At 54.6% G+C, this 17,491-nt stretch carries 24 protein-coding genes, 2 tRNA genes and 1 pseudogene; 24 read left to right on the forward strand and 3 right to left on the reverse strand.

What is annotated here, in order from left to right; genetic code table 11:
• The coding region (locus tag MVK46_RS01025) for an aldehyde ferredoxin oxidoreductase N-terminal domain-containing protein (protein ID WP_297534585.1) at positions 1-180 on the reverse strand (180 nt) is incomplete at its 3' end.
• A 139-nt stretch (positions 181-319) separates the two neighbouring features.
• Positions 320-1,447, reverse strand: coding sequence for a fructose-1,6-bisphosphate aldolase/phosphatase (gene fbp, locus MVK46_RS01030; RefSeq protein WP_297534587.1), 1,128 nt, complete (start codon positions 1,445-1,447; stop codon positions 320-322).
• Between the two features lie 191 nt (positions 1,448-1,638).
• Here fbp and MVK46_RS01035 point away from each other — a divergent pair.
• The 16 genes from MVK46_RS01035 to MVK46_RS01110 all read left to right on the forward strand — a co-directional run bounded on the left by MVK46_RS01035 (position 1,639) and on the right by MVK46_RS01110 (position 10,361).
• Positions 1,639-1,778, forward strand: a tRNA-Trp gene (locus MVK46_RS01035).
• A gap of 139 nt (positions 1,779-1,917) precedes the next feature.
• Positions 1,918-1,993: transfer RNA gene (locus tag MVK46_RS01040), tRNA-Gln, on the forward strand.
• Positions 1,994-2,385: 392 nt separating this feature from the next.
• Positions 2,386-2,595, forward strand: coding sequence for a hypothetical protein (locus tag MVK46_RS01045; RefSeq protein WP_297534588.1), 210 nt, complete (start codon positions 2,386-2,388; stop codon positions 2,593-2,595).
• Entirely contained in the window at positions 2,595-3,032 is a 438-nt protein-coding gene (locus MVK46_RS01050; protein WP_297534590.1) for a hypothetical protein, read from the forward strand. Before MVK46_RS01045 ends, MVK46_RS01050 begins: the two co-directional genes overlap by 1 nt.
• 175 nt (positions 3,033-3,207) lie before the next feature.
• Positions 3,208-3,807, forward strand: a complete 600-nt coding sequence (locus tag MVK46_RS01055) for a DUF1102 domain-containing protein (protein ID WP_297534592.1) — start codon at positions 3,208-3,210, stop codon at positions 3,805-3,807.
• A 6-nt stretch (positions 3,808-3,813) separates the two neighbouring features.
• Positions 3,814-4,356, forward strand: a complete 543-nt coding sequence (locus MVK46_RS01060) for a DUF1102 domain-containing protein (RefSeq protein WP_297534594.1) — start codon at positions 3,814-3,816, stop codon at positions 4,354-4,356.
• Between the two features lie 46 nt (positions 4,357-4,402).
• Positions 4,403-5,464, forward strand: coding sequence for a signal peptidase I (locus MVK46_RS01065; RefSeq protein ID WP_297534596.1), 1,062 nt, complete (start codon positions 4,403-4,405; stop codon positions 5,462-5,464).
• Complete coding sequence (locus MVK46_RS01070; RefSeq protein ID WP_297534598.1) at positions 5,461-6,387, forward strand: hypothetical protein; 927 nt, start codon at positions 5,461-5,463, stop codon at positions 6,385-6,387. The genes MVK46_RS01065 and MVK46_RS01070 overlap by 4 nt, the downstream gene beginning before the upstream one ends.
• A complete protein-coding gene (locus MVK46_RS01075) occupies positions 6,372-7,346 on the forward strand; it encodes a hypothetical protein (protein WP_297534599.1) in 975 nt (324 codons plus the stop codon). The genes MVK46_RS01070 and MVK46_RS01075 overlap by 16 nt, the downstream gene beginning before the upstream one ends.
• A gap of 74 nt (positions 7,347-7,420) precedes the next feature.
• On the forward strand, positions 7,421-7,957 hold the full coding sequence (locus tag MVK46_RS01080) for an inorganic diphosphatase (protein ID WP_297534600.1): 537 nt from the start codon (positions 7,421-7,423) through the stop codon (positions 7,955-7,957).
• Positions 7,958-7,987: 30 nt separating this feature from the next.
• Positions 7,988-8,548, forward strand: coding sequence for a DNA-directed RNA polymerase (locus MVK46_RS01085; protein WP_297534601.1), 561 nt, complete (start codon positions 7,988-7,990; stop codon positions 8,546-8,548).
• A 2-nt stretch (positions 8,549-8,550) separates the two neighbouring features.
• Positions 8,551-8,754 carry a transcription elongation factor subunit Spt4 gene (spt4, locus tag MVK46_RS01090; protein ID WP_297534602.1) on the forward strand — a complete coding sequence of 68 codons (204 nt, stop codon included), beginning with the start codon at positions 8,551-8,553 and terminating at the stop codon, positions 8,752-8,754.
• Between the two features lies 1 nt (position 8,755).
• Positions 8,756-9,283 carry a GTP-dependent dephospho-CoA kinase gene (locus MVK46_RS01095; RefSeq protein WP_297534604.1) on the forward strand — a complete coding sequence of 176 codons (528 nt, stop codon included), beginning with the start codon at positions 8,756-8,758 and terminating at the stop codon, positions 9,281-9,283.
• Complete coding sequence (locus MVK46_RS01100; RefSeq protein WP_297534605.1) at positions 9,273-9,569, forward strand: 30S ribosomal protein S24e; 297 nt, start codon at positions 9,273-9,275, stop codon at positions 9,567-9,569. The genes MVK46_RS01095 and MVK46_RS01100 overlap by 11 nt, the downstream gene beginning before the upstream one ends.
• Before the next feature lie 10 nt (positions 9,570-9,579).
• Positions 9,580-9,750: a 30S ribosomal protein S27ae gene (locus MVK46_RS01105; protein WP_297470056.1), complete on the forward strand. Its 171-nt coding sequence runs from the start codon at positions 9,580-9,582 to the stop codon at positions 9,748-9,750.
• Positions 9,751-9,779: 29 nt separating this feature from the next.
• Positions 9,780-10,361 (forward strand): HemK2/MTQ2 family protein methyltransferase, encoded by a 582-nt coding sequence (locus tag MVK46_RS01110; protein ID WP_297534606.1) that lies wholly within the window; start codon positions 9,780-9,782, stop codon positions 10,359-10,361.
• Here MVK46_RS01110 and MVK46_RS01115 read toward each other — a convergent pair whose 3' ends face one another.
• Entirely contained in the window at positions 10,362-10,496 is a 135-nt protein-coding gene (locus MVK46_RS01115; RefSeq protein ID WP_297534607.1) for a hypothetical protein, read from the reverse strand.
• A gap of 123 nt (positions 10,497-10,619) precedes the next feature.
• On the opposite strand from MVK46_RS01115, the gene twy1 reads away from it, so the two are divergent.
• From twy1 to MVK46_RS01155, 8 genes and pseudogenes are all read left to right on the forward strand, one after another.
• The gene (gene twy1, locus MVK46_RS01120; protein WP_297534608.1) at positions 10,620-11,621 is read left to right on the forward strand and encodes a 4-demethylwyosine synthase TYW1; all 1,002 of its coding nucleotides are present in this window, start codon (positions 10,620-10,622) and stop codon (positions 11,619-11,621) included.
• Positions 11,622-11,673: 52 nt separating this feature from the next.
• Complete coding sequence (locus MVK46_RS01125; RefSeq protein ID WP_297534609.1) at positions 11,674-13,896, forward strand: prenyltransferase/squalene oxidase repeat-containing protein; 2,223 nt, start codon at positions 11,674-11,676, stop codon at positions 13,894-13,896.
• A gap of 6 nt (positions 13,897-13,902) precedes the next feature.
• Positions 13,903-15,003, forward strand: a complete 1,101-nt coding sequence (locus MVK46_RS01130; protein ID WP_297534610.1) for a cell division protein FtsZ — start codon at positions 13,903-13,905, stop codon at positions 15,001-15,003.
• Positions 15,000-15,617 (forward strand): hypothetical protein, encoded by a 618-nt coding sequence (locus MVK46_RS01135; RefSeq protein WP_297534611.1) that lies wholly within the window; start codon positions 15,000-15,002, stop codon positions 15,615-15,617. Before MVK46_RS01130 ends, MVK46_RS01135 begins: the two co-directional genes overlap by 4 nt.
• A gap of 49 nt (positions 15,618-15,666) precedes the next feature.
• Positions 15,667-16,296, forward strand: a complete 630-nt coding sequence (locus MVK46_RS01140; protein WP_297534613.1) for a class III signal peptide-containing protein — start codon at positions 15,667-15,669, stop codon at positions 16,294-16,296.
• A gap of 1 nt (position 16,297) precedes the next feature.
• Positions 16,298-16,732: a hypothetical protein gene (locus MVK46_RS01145; RefSeq protein WP_297534614.1), complete on the forward strand. Its 435-nt coding sequence runs from the start codon at positions 16,298-16,300 to the stop codon at positions 16,730-16,732.
• Positions 16,716-17,177, forward strand: coding sequence for a hypothetical protein (locus MVK46_RS01150; protein ID WP_297534615.1), 462 nt, complete (start codon positions 16,716-16,718; stop codon positions 17,175-17,177). Before MVK46_RS01145 ends, MVK46_RS01150 begins: the two co-directional genes overlap by 17 nt.
• Positions 17,174-17,491: pseudogene (locus MVK46_RS01155) on the forward strand (hypothetical protein); the annotation flags it as partial. The gene MVK46_RS01150 and the pseudogene MVK46_RS01155, both read left to right, overlap by 4 nt.

Here is a 17,491-nt window from a genome sequence, read left to right on the forward strand (position 1 = left end):
AAACGGTCCCATGCCCATGACAATGACGTTTCTGGGGTCGTATGGGTCTATCGAGTACGTCCCAAGCTTCTCGTGGAGGTCTATTCCGTAGTCGATGATGCCGTAAACGTCATTCCTCTCAAGCTCTTCACTTTCAACCCTTCTCTCGTCCAGCTTGAGCCGGAGAACCGTGAACCTCATGATCCCACCTCTTTGTATCACTCTAAGTGTTAGCTAAGGTTCGAACGTATTTAAGTTTTCCTGTTGCGCTGAGGGCACGGAGAATATGAACAGAACTGGGCATTGAATGACATTGAAAAGGAAATCAAAGGGGAGAAAATCACTCGATGTCCTCGAAGCGCTCCTCAAGCCTCTTCAGCACGCCAGGCAGGGTTGTGTACTCCATGTCCTCGAGCGGAAGCCTGTGCGGCTCGAACGGGCCGTGCCTGCGCATGTAGTCCGTTATCTCAAGGGCCTTCTGCCTGGCCCAGTCAAAGGCAGGGTCGTCGAAGAGGTCAACCGGACCGACGAGCTTTCCTTCGGGGCTTATCTGCCAGCCGAGCGCGACAACCCTCGGCGGACCATCGAACCTGGTTGGGTTGGCGTAGTTCATCGGAACGGGCATTATCGGTCCGTTGTGGCTTCCCCTCATCCAGCCGCTGACGAGGTGCGGGAAGGCGAAGGGTTCGAGAACCTCGCCAAGGGCCGGAAGCCCGCTCTGTGCCCTGACTATAGCGACCGGGTCGTCCTTGCCGACGTATTCTCCAGCAATCTCGTAGAGCTTCTCAGTGCTGACGACAGCTACCGGCTCGTCCTTCGGAATCGGGTGGCCCTCCTTCGGGTAAACGCGCTTGATGACGTACCTGCTCTTAGCCCCGATGAGGGCGAGAAGGTCGTAGACCTCCTCAGGGGTGTTGAGGATAACGCGCTTGTGCTTGAGGATGTCCCAGACCTCGAAGCGGAAGCCCATGTGCATCTTGGGGTCGATGACCAGACCAGCGGTGTTGAACGGGTCGGCGAACATCCTGAATATCGGCAGGTTAAACGCGCCAGGCTCGGTCTTGTCCATGTGGAAGGTCACTATCGGCTCGCTCTTCCTCAGCGTTATCTCCATCTCAGCCACACCGGGCCCCATTCCGCGGACGTTTCCGCTGAATGCATCTTTGAGAAGGTCCTGTCCGGCGCCGTAGAGGCCGAGCTCTTTAGCCACCTTAGTTGCCTCCTCGAAGGCCTTCCAGGCGAGTCCGTGAACGTCTGGACTGTCAACGCCCTTCTTGTGGGTCATTATAAGCTGGAGGTCGTCGCCCGCGTAGGCCACGTAGAAGTCGATTATCGTGCCTTCCTCCTTGGCCTTGGCCAGGACTTCCTCCGCAGTTTCAACGAGCTGGGGGTGAACCCTCGAGTGTCCCGGCCAGCCGCCGATGTCGGCCTTGATTACACTAATCGTTATCTTCTCTCCAACGGCCATGGCAACCACCCGATGAGAATAGGTAGTTTTATGCTTATAAAACGTTAATATCACCGTAGATGATACGGAATGCCTAAAATGAAATCAAAATCCACGGTGACAAACTCGAAAAAAGCCGGATTCAGTGGCTTATCGCCCCCTGTTTTCATCACAAAATTTATAAACCTCCCGCCGCTAAGGTTGAGACGGACGGGGGCGTGGTGTAGCCTGGTCCATCATCGCGGGCTCCAGAGGTATGAGGACTTGCGGGTTTGCTGATTGGGGATGAGCCTTTGGAGCTCTGACCCGGAGAAACCCGCGGACCGGGGTTCAAATCCCCGCGCCCCCACCATTACAGCTTTTTATTGCCGATTCTGAAACCCGGAGCATCTCAACGGGTTTTCAACACTGTCCATGAGTGCTTCATCTGTGTCTATTGCCGGTTTGGGAGTAAAATTTATAAATCTCCTCAAAAAGGTATCAACGGGCACAGCCCCGTGGTGTAGCGGCCAAGCATGCGGGACTCTGGATCCCGCGACCGGGGTTCGAATCCCCGCGGGGCTACCATCGTTTCATGGGCTCCAGAACCTCGAACCCCCTCTATAACTTCGTTTTTCGAACCTCATGTTACACCTCAATTCGTATTCCGAAAGTTGAAAGCACGGATATCGAAGGCATTTTTTGGTTATTTCTCCCCAATCCTGCCGTGGAAGTGTTCATGTAAATCTCAACTCCACCGGGATTCTTGGATAATGCCCAATAAACGGTGTCGTTTGAATACCCCTCTAGACGCCTCTTCTGCAGGCGTCCGATGATGTTGGCCTTCCGTTTGGAAATTTGAGGGTGCTTGTTCGTTTGCATAAAGTTATACAAATTTCGAACTTTTGGGTCATCTTTAAATACTACTAGTGCGTAATTCAAACGAGCCGGTTTACTCCGGTCGGGAGGTCGTTGTCATGATGGATGTAACTGAGGGTGATGTCATCTCCCTCCTCCGGGAGAGGGGACCGTTGAGTGTGGCGTTTATAACCCGCCTTCTCTACGAGAGAGGTTTTGCCTGCACGCGGCAGAAGGTCGAGCGAATACTCAGGTCCCTAATCAAAAGGGGAGTTGTGGAAGCCTTCTACATCAATGGGAATAAGAGAAAGCACTACAGGTTGGTCCGGTGATGGTCGTGGGTGCCTCCTCGGTCATACTCGGAAACTCGCGGAGGCTTCTCCTCATAGAGTATCTCCGCAATTCCGAGGGAAAGGCCGAGCTGAGGGAAGTCGTTGAGTACATAGCCGAGCGTGAGGGTTCCACGGACAGGAAGCACAGAAAGAGCGTTTACGTTAGCCTCATACAGACTCACATCCCCAAGCTTGAGAGGGAGGGGGTTATAACGTTCAAGCACGGGGTCATAACCCTAATCAGGGTTCCGGATGACGTTACCGTTTATATGGAGACCGTCAAGAAAAACGACATAAGCTGGAGCTCCTTCTATATAGGGCTCTCGGCTATATTCCTAGTTGCCGGAATATACATAGGGAATTTTGAGCTCACGATAGCCTCCCTCACATACGCTATCGTCGGGCTGATTCATCGGAGGAAAATGAAGAGACTTTAGCGGGGGTAACCACCCATTACTCCCCGTTAACCCGGCATTGTCTATATACCAGAAGGCGCTACTCTTCTTTGAGCAACCCCCGGTGGGGGTTGTATGGGGCGCTGTGTTGGCACGCCTTGAGTCATGGTAGTGAAGTCCTTTGTTTCCACAGTGCCTCCAAAAGGAGGCGAAAAAGTTGAGAAAGAATATTGTCCTTGGTATTTTTGGCCTGCTCGTGGCCTTTGGACTTGTTTTGGGAGCGGGAGCCAACTTTAGGGACTACAACGCTGACAGGAGCGTCCATTGGGATATCGTCAGCGACGACAACGAGCTCATAGACCTGACTCCCATCCAGCCATACGCTTACATAAACGACGCTGGAGTTCTCGTTGTTGACATCAGTCCGAACAACCCGAACTACCCAGGCTACGGTCAGGGTCTCAGCCCGAACTCGGAGTACAACTTCGATGAGGTCTTCAAGGTAAGCAACGACCTGTGGGACAACAAGACCATAGTCGTCCTCATAACCAGCACCAACACTGCAATCCAGTTCTACGGAGCCGACCACAACATTCACGACGCCCAGACGGGGGCAATCGTTTACGCGAGCGACAACGCCAAGAACGACGTCTGCTTCACCCTCACCCCCGGCCAGTCAGTTAAGGTTGGTATGGACTTTACAGTCGGAAACGCGGCCCTTAACACAACCGAGAGCAGTGCTATACACATTCAGGCCTTCAGGCTTGGAACCGAGCCGCAGAACCTCGTTGGAAAGTGCGGTCAGCCCAGCGGGTGATGAAAGATGAACAAGCTATTCGGTTTGGCAATACTTATGGTGGCCATGCTCCTCGCAGTTGGGGCTGGAGCCAACTTCAGGTACTATTCAGCCGACAGACAGGCGAGCTTTACTGTGGTCAGCGACGACAACGAGCTGATATCCCTAACGGCCCTTCAGCCCTACGTCACCTACGACGCCGGGAAGCTCTACGTTGACATCACCCAGTACAACCCGAACAGACCGGAAGGCGGCGGGCTTGGAATGAGTCCGAACACCACCTACGTCTTTGAGGAGATGTTTGAGGTCAGCAACAACCTCTGGGAGAACAACCAGACCGACTATCCGATATGCGTTACCATTAAGACCCAGCACGACGGCGTTTTAATCTTCGCCGGCAACTACACCAACCCCATAGCCGGTCCGGCCCACAACATACAGTTCACCGTTGAGCACGGGAACCCCGTTCCGGTCGGAATGATATTCGACAACACCAACGTCAGCATGGGCGAGTACCAGTTCCAGATGAGCATTGAAGCGATTAAGGGAGCCTGCGGAACCGGAAGGTGATTTCCTTCTTGGGGGCTTTTCCCCTTTGTTTGAAGAGGGTGTTCGCATGAAGAAGTTAATTGAAGCAGCGTTTGCGCTCATCGTCATCATTTTCATCCTCGGTTCGGCCGTAGGCTACGTCCTCGACCGTCCGGTGTTTATCTCGTACGCCTACTCGGGCAGCATGACCCCCACAATAGACAAGGGGGACCTCTTTATAATGAACCCGTTTGCGAGAAGCTATCACGTCGGCGACATAATAGTCTTCCACAGGAGAACCGGCTGGACCGTCCACAGAATATTTGCTGTTACCGATGAGGGCTTCATAACCAAGGGAGATAACAACGTTGCCACCGACCAGGAGAACGGTCTCTATCCTCCCGTAAAGCCCAGGGACATAGCCGGCAAGGTCGTCGTTGTAATGGGACACCCGCTCGTCATAAGGGGAGGGGGGACTTTCATAGAGAACCTCCGCTCAAAGTTCACAAACGTTTACGCCGTTATCGTTCTTCTGATAATAGGGGCAATCCTGACGTTTTCTGGAGATTCCAAAGTCAGGCGAAGAAAGAAGAAGTTCTACCGCCTAAAAGTTAGAACGCTCTACGCTGTGCTGTCCGTTCTTCTAATCGGAACGTTCCTCTTCGTTACCGTAGCTTCATGGGGAACGTTGAGCTTTTCCTACTCATCCACTCTTGCCGGCGGTCAGAGGGCGGGCTGGCACCTGCCGGGTTCGGTCTTCGAGCAGAACCTCACCGTGAAGAACAACGCCGTTTACCCGTTCTACTACTTCATCGGGGGTGGTAGCAACAGGACCGAACTGCTCGGGGAAAGCTCCTTCCGGCTTAGCGGGGGTTCGTCTAAAGTTCTGATGGTCAGGGTTAACGTTCCCCTCCAAACGAGGATATACGTTGAGAAGTTCACGGTCAGGAGCTATCCGGCCATACTTCCCGGTTCAGTCGTGAGCGCCCTCTACGGGATAAGTCCGTACGCTCCCCTCGTTCCCTATGCAATCCTGATGTCGGTGATGCTCTTTGGGTTCTACAGACTGGCGGGAATCGGCGACGTTGACGTCATAAGAATCAGGAGGAGAGGGGGAGTCCTTTATAAGATACTGGGGTGGTTTTCATGAGAAAATTTGTGATAGTGCTGGCGTTTTTGATTGGCCTGACGCTCGTCCTCGGTTCGAGCGGCAACTTCAGGGCCTACACCTCGACCAGAACCGTCGACTTTTCCGTTGTCAGCGGCAACAACTCATACGTTGGGTACATGTGCTCGTCTCCGGTTATGCTGAACGCGAGTTCCGGTGTTGACTTCAGGGCGCTGACGGTTATGAACCTGATGGACAAACCGATTAGCTTTTACGTCACGCTGAACGATTCATCACTTCCCGAAGGCCTCCATGCGGAAGTGGATGGCTCGGTGCACACACTCGAGCCGGGACAGTCGATGGACGTGGCGGGCGGCTTTTCGGCGGACAGTGATGTCCCCAACGGAACCTACGAGGTTCCGCTGACGATACACGCCTACTGGGATGGGGGGAGCGCCCTCATAAAGGACTGCTCGATGTTTGTCAGGATTACACGTCCGACCTACATCCTGACGAAGGCGATAGTTGGGGGAAGGTACACCTACCGTGCGGGAGAAACGTACACGATAGTGATGCAGCTCAACTTCACAAACAACGGACCAGCGGGAGACTTTGTAATCTTTGATTCAATTCCGTATGGAAACAATACTGCCACTCACCATATCAACGTTTCTAGCATTGTTCTGAGGCCCCTTTCTGGCTACGTTGATGTGAATGTAAACGACAGCTGTGGATGCTACCACTACTGCCACTGTTGCGGCTGTTGCCATCACGGTCCTAAAACTGCGTTCAAATGGCACGTTCACGTTAGACACGGAGAAACCGTAAGCCTCGACATTGTAATGACTGCGACGTTCCACAGGCATGGCGAGTACATCCTAAACTGCGGTGCCCACCTGTGCGGAACGGACGTTAGCTCGAATAAGATAGTCGTAAAGGTAGTTGGGAGATGTTCGAGATGTTGAGTTTTGACAAGAAAAAACTCCTGAAGGGTGGTTTTGCCCTCCTCATAGCTCTGGCAGTTTTGTTCGCCGTTTACTCCGGCACGGCCTACGCCAAGTCCGAGACCAGCGTCACGGCCTCGTACAGGACGGCCTACACGGAAGGCGGTGTCTTCACTCACTCGGGGTATTTTTCAAACGACACCGTTTACCAAAACGGAAGCTCTCTAAAGTATTACCCCGCGAAAATAACAACACTCATACGCGGTGTCTACAGGTACTCCACGGAGCCTTCTGCGAAGGGCCAGTACAAGGTTTTCCTCCACGTGAACTACTTTGTAACTGCCGGAAAGACCAAGATATACCTCAAGAACGAGACCTTCGAGGTTGCCAGCGGAACTTTTGATGGTTCCTTTGAGGTGCCCCTTGAGCTGAACATGACCCGGCTCGAGAAGAACCTGCGGAAGGTTCGCACGGGAACTGGGCTTTTCAGGGCCGAGAACGAGGTCTACTTTACCGTCGTTGTCAGGGTTCCCGGGAGGGACGAATTTGAGCAGGTCATAACGCTCAACAGGAACGCGGCCGGAATGCTTTACCTGACGGGTCTCGACAAGACGTACAAGAAGACCGTTAGAACTGTCGAGACTTCAACCAACTCGATATCCTTCATGGGTTCCGACGTGAGCGTCCCAACTGCGAGGACGGTCTTTCCGCTGATGTCGGTTCTCTTCGCGGTTCCGGTGATAGGCTTCGCGTACAGCAAAAGGGAGAGAAAACCCAAGGACGGCTTGAAGGACCTGAGAAGGTACATCATTGAGGGAAGCCCGGCCCAGGGCAAAACGCAGGTTGTTCTGAACTCTCCGGAGGACCTGCGTAGGGTTTTTGAGCTGGTTGACAGGCCAATAATACACTACCGGAAGGATGAAACCGACTGCTACGCAATCCTTGACGGCGATACTGTGTACGAGTATCGGGCTTCTTAGCCCGACCAACAACTTTAAAAGCACAACGGGGGAGCCACCTTAGGAGTTCTAAAAAGGGTTAGGGGTGGTTAGGTATGAACCCGTTCCACGACATCGAGCCCGGACCGGAAGTTCCGGAGGTTGTCTACGCCCTTATAGAGATTCCCAAGGGGAGCAGGAACAAGTACGAGCTCGACAAGAAGACCGGACTGATAAAGCTTGACAGGGTCCTCTACAGCCCGTTCTTCTACCCGGTGGACTACGGTATAATCCCGCAGACCTACTACGACGACGGAGACCCGTTCGACATAATGGTCATCATGCGCGAGCCGGTTTACCCGCTCACCCTCATCGAGGCCAGGCCGATAGGCATAATGAAGATGAACGACTCCGGCGACAAGGACTGGAAGGTTCTCGCCGTTCCGGTCGAGGACCCGTACTTCAAGGACTGGAAGGACATCGACGACGTTCCAAAGGCGTTTCTCGACGAGATTGCCCACTTCTTCCAGCGCTACAAGGAACTTCAGGGTAAAACTACGGTCGTTGAAGGCTGGGGCAACGCCGAGGAAGCAAAGAAGGAAATCCTCAGGGCAATTGAGATGTACAAGGAGAAGTTTGGAAAGAAGGAGTGACGTTCTCAACTCTTTTTTGGAGGTTAAGCCATGTATAAGCTCCTGACCGTTAAGGACGTCGTCAGGATTCCCCCCAAGATGTTCACAATGGACCCAAAGGAAGCCGCCAAGAAGGTTCTCCGCGAAACCTACGAGGGAATATACGACCGTGACGAGGGGGTTATCCTGGCCGTTATGGACGTTAAGGAAATCGGCCAGGGGGTCATCGTGCCCGGCGACGGAGCGACCTACCACGAGGTGACCTTCGACGTCCTCGTCTGGAAGCCGGAGAACCAGGAGGTAGTCCTCGGCGAAGTCGTTGAGATGATGCCCTACGGTGCCTTCATAAGGATAGGCCCGATGGACGGTCTCGTCCATATCAGCCAGCTCATGGACGACTACGTGGTCTTCGACGAGAAGAACAGGCAGTTCATCGGAAAGGAAAGCGGCCGCATTCTCAAGCTTGGGGACAGGGTCAGAGCCAGGATAATCGGTATAAGCGTTAAGAGCAGAATCATCAGGGAGAACAAGATTAACATGACGATGCGTCAGCCCGGTCTCGGAAAGTTCGAGTGGATTGAGAAGGAGAAGAGGAAGGCCAGGGAGGAGTAAGCATGGCGAGGGAGAGGGCCTGCAGGCACTGCCACTACATAACAACCGAGGACCGCTGTCCCGTCTGCGGGAGCAGGGATTTAAGCGATGACTGGTTTGACCTCGTCATAATCCTCGACACCGAGAGCAGAATAGCGAAGAAGCTCCGCGAGAGCATACCAGAGGCCGCCAAGGTTCCGGGCAAATACGCCATAAGGGTCAGGTGAAATGCTGTTCCGTCTAACGGAAAAGCTCCGGCGGGAGCTCAAGGAACCGCTGGGAGAGCTGGTAAAGGGTCCGATTCCGGAGCCCTACCTTCGGATTAAGGAGGAGCTTAGGGGTAAAACCGTAATCACCGTTGGTGACGTCGTTACCGAGAACGTCCTCAAGCTCGGCATTCCTCCCTCCCTTGCCCTCTACGACCTCAGGACGAAGAGGGCCGACTATTCTCCCGACATAAACGCGAAGGCCATCTTCATGACGGTTTCAAACCCACCGGGAACTATAACGAAAGCTTTATTAGACGCCGTCAGAAAGGCCTTCCGCCTCATTGAAAGGGGCAGGCCGGTTCACATACTCGTCAGCGGTGAGGAGGACTTGGGGGCGATTCCCGCCGTCCTGTACGCTCCCCTAGGGAGCGTCGTCCTCTACGGCCAGCCCGACGAGGGGGTAGTGCTTATAAAGGTAACACCCGAATGCAAGCGCAGGTGTGCGCAAATACTTGCCAAGATGGAGGTGGTTCGTGATGGAGATTAAGGTGACCGAGATAAGGGAGAACAAGCTCCTCGGGAGAAAGGAGATATACTTCGACATCATCCACGAGGGCGAGCCTACCCCGAGCAGGGAAGCGGTGAAGGGTAAGCTCGTCGCCATGCTCGACCTCGACCCGAACACCACGGTTCTCCAGTACATCAGGAGCTACTTCGGAAGCCACGTTTCCAAGGGCTACGCCAAGGCCTACGAGACGAGGGAGAGGATGCTCTACATAGAGCCTGAATACATCCTTCTCCGCGACGGTCTCATTCAGAAAGAGGAGGAGTGAGGTGGTGTAGATGGCGAAGAAGAAGAGAACCAGCCAGAAGTGGAAGCTCTACGAGGTTAAGGGCGGAAAGGTCATCAGGAAGAACAAGTTCTGCCCGCGCTGCGGGCCGGGCGTCTTCATGGCCAACCACAAGGACCGCTGGTCCTGCGGAAGGTGCGGCTACACCGAGTGGAAGAAGTGATTTCCCTTTCTTTTCTCTCGGCGATGGCTATGCCGGTCTATTACGGAATAAGGCTTGAACTCCACCCGGACGTCTACGAGCCGGCGGAGGATACGTTTCTCCTCGCCGAGACAGTTGATGTCAAACCCGGTGAGATGGCGCTCGACGTTGGAACTGGAACCGGACTGATAGCGCTTCTCATGGCGAGGAAAGCCAAACGCGTCCTCGGCGTTGACGTGAACCCAAAGGCCGTAGAACTCGCCATGAAAAACGCCCTGCTGAACGGAATCGGGAACGTAGAGTTTCGCCTGAGCGACCTCTTCGAGAACGTCTCGGGAAGGTTCGACGTGATAACGTTCAACGCCCCCTACCTGCCGGGTGAGCCGAAAAAGGCCATAGATTTGGCCCTCGTCGGTGGGAAAACCGGGAGAGAGGTGATAGACCGGTTTATCCGGGAGGTATCGGGTTACCTGACCGAGAACGGCAGGGTTTACCTCGTCCAGAGTTCGATAACCGGAATTGAAGAGACGCTGAATCTTTTCCGGAGAGTCGGCCTTAGGGCTGAGGTCGTCGCCAAAAGGCACTTCTTCTTTGAGGATATAGTCTTGATAAAGGCCTCGCGTCCCTGGTAGTCAGGCTATCTCGTGCCTCTTGACTTCTTGGAGCAACCTTACCTTGGGCCTCTCGTCCCCCTCCTCAATCTCGTCAGCTGGAAACAGAACGATTTCCCTCGGCTTGAGCATGGGTTCGGGTTTTATGCGCATCATGGTTGGAGGCTCGGTTTTAGCTTTTTAAACCTTTCGCAGATTGACGAAGGAATTTTCGACGATGCACAGTCGCGACCAATCAGGTTTTTAAAACCTCCCCCGAGTTTCGGTTAGGTGAGACTAATGGCGATAGTGGTTAAGGCCAACCCGAACATGCCCGAGGAAATCGCGCTCCTCTTTAGGAAACAGCACTACGAGCTCGTCGGCAGGCACAGTGGCGTTAAGCTCTGCCACTGGCTCAAGGAGAGCCTCACCAAGGGTCGCTTCTGCTACAAGCAGAAGTTCTACGGCATAGCGAGCCACAGATGCCTTCAGATGACTCCGGTCTTGGCCTGGTGCACCCACAACTGCATCTTCTGCTGGCGCCCGATGGAGGGCTTCCTCGGCACTGAACTGCCCCAGCCCTGGGACGACCCTGCTTTCATCGTCGAGGAGAGCATAAAGGCCCAGAGGAAGCTTCTCGTTGGCTACAAGGGCAACCCCAAGGTTCCGAAGGAGAAGTTCGAGGAAGCGTGGAACCCGAAGCACGCGGCGATTAGCTTATCGGGCGAGCCGATGCTCTATCCGTACATGGGCGACCTCGTTGAGGAGTTCCACAGGAGGGGCTTCACGACCTTCATAGTCACCAACGGAACCGTTCCGGAGAGGCTTGAGGAGATGATTAGGGAGGACAAGCTTCCAACGCAGTTCTACGTCTCGCTGACCGCTCCTGACATCGAGACCTACAACCGCGTCAACGTCCCGATGATTCCCGATGGCTGGGAGAGGATAAAGGAGACCCTCAAGCTCATGCGCGACGCGGAAACGAGGACGGTGATAAGGCTCACCCTTGTGAAGGGCGAGAACATGCACAGCCCCGAGAAGTACGCCGAGCTGATTAAGATAGCCAATCCGATGTTCGTTGAGGCGAAGGCATACATGTTCGTCGGCTTCTCGCGGAACAGGCTCACCATCAACAACATGCCGAGGCACGAGGAAATCAGAGCTTTTGCCGAGGAGCTCGTGAAGCACCTGCCGGGTTATCACATCGAGGACGAGTACGAGCCGAGCAGGGTCGTTCTCATCATGCGCGACGACGTGGATTCCCGCGGTAGGGGACTCGGCGGCAGGTTCATTTCCGACTGAGGAAAGGTTTATTTATTCTCGCCCCTTACACTCCCCTTAGGGGTGTGGAGTGATGAGGAAATCGCTGGCAGTTTTACTCGTCATTCTGATGTTCACACCGCTGGCCAGCGCCGGTGTGCTGAACGGCTCAACGATGTTCCTGAGTGAAATCGCGGGAAAGACAAACCGAACTGCTGAAATAAGTCTGAGTCTCATGGCAATTTCGAGCGCTTCTAAGGGCCTCAACTGGAGCGTTGAGAACGTTGTAACGAATCTAACCGAGGTTCTTCTCTCGGCCCAGAACCCCGATGGCGGGTGGGGCTACTACCTTCAGGACACAAGCAACGTCCCGGATACCGCATATGCGGTGATAGCCCTCATCAAGGCCAAGCCGAACGTCGACCCGAGGATTTTGAGCAGGGTAAACACCGCGATTGAGAGGGGCGTTGAGTACCTTCTCAGGGCGGAAAACGAAGTCGGCTGGGGCTACGTTCCCAACACCTCCCCCGCGTTCTACCCGACCGTTCTCTCCGTCTGGGCGCTTGGGGAGTACGGATACTCCTACACGGCTTCTTTCCTCTGGAACCCTGTTGACTACATAGGAAGCGCCAAACCCGAGATTCCGGAATATGAAGCCCTTGCTCTCCGCGTTATAGCGTATCACGCGGTTGGCTACCCTGTCTCGAACTCCACAGTTGACGAGATTGAGAACCTCCTCTACTCCGGAAACCTGACGATGAAAGAGAGGGCAATGCTCACGTACGCCCTCGAACTCGTGAACCCCTTCGATTTCAACACAGCAAAGCTTCTCTTGGAGCTTGAATCTTACGCCAAAACGTCCCTTAGGTATGCTTACTGGGTCAGCACCCCCGAAACAATGTTTTCCTCTCCGGAGGTAATCGAGACAACCGCCTACGCGCTCCTCGCCCTTTCGATTCCGGCTCACTACGTTGGTCCGATATCAAAGCCGACCAACCCCTACGCGCTTCCCTGTGACGAGCTTCTCTCGCTTCAGAATCCCGACGGAGGCTGGCCGGTCGTTGCCAGCGGCAGCTCCAACGAAAAGGCCACCTACTACTCCCTCCTGGCCCTCTGCAGGTGCTACCACACCAACGAAACCGTCAACAGGGCCCTCAGCTGGATAAGGGAGAGGTTCTACAGCGATGGCAGATGGATGCTCCTGAACGACCGCTTCTCACCGGGCTTCTACTACGCCCTCGAGACGCTCCTCCACTACGGCATGCTCAACCAGAGCGAGAGGGAGTGGGCGATAAACGTCATCAAAGAGTCCCAGCTCGACTACGGAATCGGTCTCTGGGGCAACGACCTCGGGCCGCAGCCCTATCAAACGGCCCTCGCGGTAAAGGCCCTCCTGGACCTCGGCGTTCCACCAAGCGACCCGTTAATCCAGAAAGCTAAGGACTGGCTGCTCAGCATAAGCAAAACCGGCTGGGGCATCTACGTGACGACTCCTTACTTCTCCTACATGCTTAAACCGGACGTTCTCACAACGCTTACCGTTATAGAGGCCCTTGAGAACATAACGCCGAAGGAGGAGCTGATGCCCCACGTTCAGTGGTTGCTCCAGCAGAGGGTTGACGGCGGCTGGGCGCCCTTTAAGGAGTACTTCGACCAGTTCTACAACCGCGTCGTCGTTGGAAAGCCAACGGTTGAACTGACCGTCCGCGTCACCGACCTGCTCCTGAGGTTCGGCTACAACTACACCAACGAGACGCTGCACTTCGTCCTGAGGGCCAAGGATACGGGCGAGATAAACGGCAAGCCCGTGGAGATAGCCTTCACGATAATGTACCTGAGCAGGTATCACTTCATACCGCCCGTAACCCTCTACGAGATTGAGAACGCATTCCTCAGCGAGCCCTTCGAGGTGATAACGGTCGGCCTGAACTCCACTGAAAGGGCCGAGGTCATAAACGCGCTCCACCAGGTCTTCGGCCAGAACTTCGTCCTCTCGAACTCCACCTCAATTGGCTCCGGCTATTACATCGTCATAGCACCCTACGGAAAGTACGACGTTTCCAGATACAACCCCTACATCAGGTTCGAGGTGACAGGGAAATCGGTGTACCTCGGCCCGTATAACGCGAGTCTGGACTCCATAGCGGTAATTCCGGGTGCAACCGCCAACGGAATGGTGCTCTTCGTCCTCTACTCGGAGAAGAGCAGGTGGATGGCTGTTGAGCTGTTCACAACGGGCTTCGTTAAGTACCTGCGGGGCAACGCCATGCTCTTCACGTACGAGAACGGCCGCGTGAAGCAATACGTCGTGGGGTGAAAGCCCTTGAGGGCTTTAATCATTGGAATAGGGCAGTGCGGGACGAAGATAGCCGACCTCTTCGCGCTGGTTGACTTTGAGGCGCTCGCCATAAACACCTCCCGCGGTGACCTCGATTACCTCAAGCACATACCCCCCGACAGGAGGATACTCATAGGGGAGAGCGTAACCGGCGGCAAGGGGGTGAACGCAAACCCAATACTTGGGAGGGAGGCGATGAAGCGCGACCTGCCGCTGGTCATGCGCAAGATAAACTCAATAGTCGGCTACGAAGACGTTGACATATTCTTTCTCACCTTCGGCTTCGGCGGTGGAACAGGTGCCGGCGGAACGCCCGTCTTGGCTGAAGCCCTCAAGGAGGAGTACCCGGACTCGCTCGTCGTTGCCATCGGCGCGCTCCCGCTCAGGGAAGAGGGCATAAGGCCAACAATCAACGCGGCGATAACAATAGACAAACTCTCGAAGATTGCGGACTCAATAATCGCAATAGACAACAACAAGCTCAAGGAGGGCGACCTTGACATCTCCCAGGCCTACGAGAGGATTAACTACACGATAGTCGAGAGGATAGCCTCGCTTCTGGCCCTCGTAGATGTCCCCGGCGAGCAGACGCTTGACGCGAGCGACCTCAAGTTCGTCCTCAAGGCCTTTGGGAGCTTCGCCACCGTTGGCTACGCCAAGGCCGACGCGAGCAAGGTGAAGAGCCTGTCGAGGTTAATCGTTAAATCCTTTGAGAGCGAGGGGCTATACCTTGAGGCGAATATAGAGTCCGCCCTCTACGGCCTCGTCGCGATACACGGGCCGCCCGAGGTTCTGAAGGCCAGCGACATCTTCGAGGCCCTCGATTACCTCACGAACAAAATCCGGGGCAAGCAGATTTTCCGCGGCTTCTACCCAGACCCCCGTGAGAGGGACGTTGAGGTCGTCACGCTCCTCAGCGGGATATACGAGAGCAGGAGCATAGAGGAAATAGTCAGAACGGCTAAAGAATACGCGAAATCGTTTATGGCCGCCAAGGAAGAAGCTGAAACCAAAAAGCGTGAACTTCTGAACGGCCTGCCGGATTTCGACGATATTTACCCTCTCCCGGGCGGTGAGGAACCTTGACCGAGGTCAGGGATTCGGTTGAGGTCGCTCTCGAGCTGGACGAGAGGGCCGTTTACTCCCACATAGCCCATGAGAGCGCCGAGGACATTATACGAATTATATCCTCCCTCGACGCCGAGAGGGCGAAGCTCAGGGGAGAGGTAATCTACTACAAGGACGACTGGGACCTGCTGATTCGCGAAAGGATAGCTAAGGGAAAGCGCCACACGGCCTTTGATTTCTACAATCCGGCACTTCTGGACATCTGGGAGGAGAAGGTCAAGGAGAGCAAGAGGGTAAAGATACTCGGTCAGGTTGCGGTTTGGTCGATAGTTGCCGCCGTTGCAGTAACCGCCGTGCTCTCCATTGTGACGGCTCTTCCACTCGTTCTCATAGGCCTGGCGCTCCTTCCGCTCCTCGTTTACGTTCGCGAGAGAACCAAGAGCAGACTGGACCTCATATACTACGAGCTGACCCAGTTCTTCATTGATGAGCTTAGGGAGATAGTTCACAAACACGCTCTCAACCCGGAGAAATACCGCTTTAAACTGTTCAGCGGGGACTACTTTGACGTTGAGACGAGAAGAACGCCTTCCGGCATTTTTGCGGTTGTTCTCGGAAAATCTGAGGAGTAACCGTTAAATAGGTCTTGTTTTATTTAGCATTATTAGGGGGTTAGAGGGTATGCCAGCCCGTAAAAAACGCGGTCAAATCTCGCTCGAATTCATGCTCGTCTTCGGAATCATGCTCCTGATGTTAGTTTACTCCATCAACAACGCCTCCTTCAAGAGCGGCTCTTCCTCCGCACAGACCCTGCAGCTTCAAGTGCTCCTCGAGGAGAAGGGTGTCGCCAACGTTATAGCTGGGGCAATCGACCAAGTCTACTCCCAGGGACCGGGTTCAAAGGTAACGGTCTACGCGCACTTTGACCTGCTGAGGAACGAGTACTACCTCAAAAAGGCCTTCGGATATTCCCTCCCCGTCGTCAACATAACCCTCCTGGGCGGCGGCAGTCCTCTCCTACCGGCTGGCTCCACCGGGGGGGTTGTCCTCGTCGGCGTTAACCAGGTCAACTCAACCCCCGTGGTTGCGGGAACCAACAAGACCGCTGTTGAGGTCAGAACTTTCTACCCGTACAACGGAACGTCCATGAGCCTCGTCTTCTACCCTGCCGAGGTCTCCAGCACGCCGCACATCTCGGACATACCTCCCACGATGAAGGTTGTGGTTCAGTGGAATCCAGACCAGGCTCCAAGTCTGGTCTTCAACTCGACAACTGGGACGCTCTACATAAACATAAACCCAGGTGGCTGAAATGAGGGGACAGATTAGCCTCGACCTGCTCTTCGCGGTAATGCTCGTGTCCCTGACGGTAATAGGATTAGTTGGCTGGGGCATGAATCAGGCCGGGGAAACAACGACGATGGGAAAGGCCGCCCAGCTTAAGGTCCTCGCCGTTGACGTAAGGGATTCAGTCGCCAAGGTTTACGCATCCGGCCCCGGCTTTACCGTTATCAAGGAGCTGCCCTTTCAGCTGAAGACGGGGGAATGGGTCAACATAACCCTCTACAAAAATCAGACCCTCCTCGTGAGGGCCGAGCTTGGTGGGAAGGAATACCGGGTCGTCGAGCGACTTCAGGTTCCCGTGGGAGTTACCTCGAGCGTGTTGCTCCTGCCGGGAAACGAGACGTTTCAAATCACCGCGGTCAGGTTGAATACCGGAGGGGTGGGAGTTGTCGTTGAAACTTAGAGGTCAGACGTCACTTGAGCTGATGTTCCTGTTCATGGTAATAGTCGGGGGAGTCCTGCTCGTTGCCAAGATATACTACCCCTCCGACACGGGTGTTTCAATCACGTACCAGCTCAAAAGCGCCGCCCAAGACGCATGCACTTTCCTGAACGAGGGTGTTGTTGTGAACGACACTGTCCACGCTCCCCTCGACAGGGTAATTGAGCTTAACAACTACTCCTCGCTTAACTGCGCGGTCTCTGGAGTGAGCGTCAACACCACATCAACATCGATAAACGCCGTGGTTTACATAACCTACTCCTCCAGGCTGAACGCCACCCTCGTGAGTGGAGCCGTGAGGGACTATCTAGTGGCGAGGCTTTCAAGGGTTAACGGCTTTGCCCTGCGGAACGGCGTGCTGTACTTTAGAGGATACCTCGTTAGCTTGGGGGTGGTGGTAAAATGAGGAGAGGCCAGCTCCTGAGTCTGGATGCACTCGTGGCGCTCATCATGGTCATCTTCATACTCTCGGCAGTCACAACGGCCTCTCAGAACCTTCGCTCCGGACTGTCTTCGATGCTCGGCTGGTATGAGAGGACGAACATAGCAGGCAACATGCTCGACGTCCTCGTAAACAGTCCAGGTGAGCCATCAAACTGGAACGAAAACCTCACGCTCGTCCGCGTTCCCGGACTTCGCTCAACCGACGGTCAGTATCTGGACTACCAGAAGGTGGAGGCTCTCTTTGAGGGGGCACGTTCCGGGAATCCTGCCCTTTTG

The organism is Thermococcus sp., assembly GCF_027066465.1.
Classification (GTDB): Archaea; Methanobacteriota_B; Thermococci; order Thermococcales; family Thermococcaceae; genus Thermococcus.

Bases quoted from the DNA above. Each gene is read 5' to 3' on its own strand.
- MVK46_RS01065 (WP_297534596.1), top strand. From the start codon at position 4,403: ATGAAGAAGTTAATTGAAGCAGCGTTTGCGCTCATCGTCATCATTTTC.
- MVK46_RS01085 (WP_297534601.1), top strand. From the start codon at position 7,988: ATGTATAAGCTCCTGACCGTTAAGGACGTCGTCAGGATTCCCCCCAAG.
- MVK46_RS01125 (WP_297534609.1), top strand. From the start codon at position 11,674: ATGAGGAAATCGCTGGCAGTTTTACTCGTCATTCTGATGTTCACACCG.
- twy1 (WP_297534608.1), top strand. From the start codon at position 10,620: ATGGCGATAGTGGTTAAGGCCAACCCGAACATGCCCGAGGAAATCGCG.
- MVK46_RS01140 (WP_297534613.1), top strand. From the start codon at position 15,667: ATGCCAGCCCGTAAAAAACGCGGTCAAATCTCGCTCGAATTCATGCTC.
- MVK46_RS01050 (WP_297534590.1), top strand. From the start codon at position 2,595: ATGGTCGTGGGTGCCTCCTCGGTCATACTCGGAAACTCGCGGAGGCTT.
- MVK46_RS01045 (WP_297534588.1), top strand. From the start codon at position 2,386: ATGGATGTAACTGAGGGTGATGTCATCTCCCTCCTCCGGGAGAGGGGA.
- MVK46_RS01080 (WP_297534600.1), top strand. From the start codon at position 7,421: ATGAACCCGTTCCACGACATCGAGCCCGGACCGGAAGTTCCGGAGGTT.
- MVK46_RS01105 (WP_297470056.1), top strand. From the start codon at position 9,580: ATGGCGAAGAAGAAGAGAACCAGCCAGAAGTGGAAGCTCTACGAGGTT.
- MVK46_RS01070 (WP_297534598.1), top strand. From the start codon at position 5,461: ATGAGAAAATTTGTGATAGTGCTGGCGTTTTTGATTGGCCTGACGCTC.
- spt4 (WP_297534602.1), top strand. From the start codon at position 8,551: ATGGCGAGGGAGAGGGCCTGCAGGCACTGCCACTACATAACAACCGAG.
- MVK46_RS01060 (WP_297534594.1), top strand. From the start codon at position 3,814: ATGAACAAGCTATTCGGTTTGGCAATACTTATGGTGGCCATGCTCCTC.
- MVK46_RS01075 (WP_297534599.1), top strand. From the start codon at position 6,372: ATGTTCGAGATGTTGAGTTTTGACAAGAAAAAACTCCTGAAGGGTGGT.
- MVK46_RS01145 (WP_297534614.1), top strand. From the start codon at position 16,298: ATGAGGGGACAGATTAGCCTCGACCTGCTCTTCGCGGTAATGCTCGTG.
- MVK46_RS01095 (WP_297534604.1), top strand. From the start codon at position 8,756: ATGCTGTTCCGTCTAACGGAAAAGCTCCGGCGGGAGCTCAAGGAACCG.
- MVK46_RS01115 (WP_297534607.1), bottom strand. From the start codon at position 10,496: ATGATGCGCATAAAACCCGAACCCATGCTCAAGCCGAGGGAAATCGTT.
- MVK46_RS01100 (WP_297534605.1), top strand. From the start codon at position 9,273: ATGGAGATTAAGGTGACCGAGATAAGGGAGAACAAGCTCCTCGGGAGA.
- MVK46_RS01110 (WP_297534606.1), top strand. From the start codon at position 9,780: ATGCCGGTCTATTACGGAATAAGGCTTGAACTCCACCCGGACGTCTAC.
- fbp (WP_297534587.1), bottom strand. From the start codon at position 1,447: ATGGCCGTTGGAGAGAAGATAACGATTAGTGTAATCAAGGCCGACATC.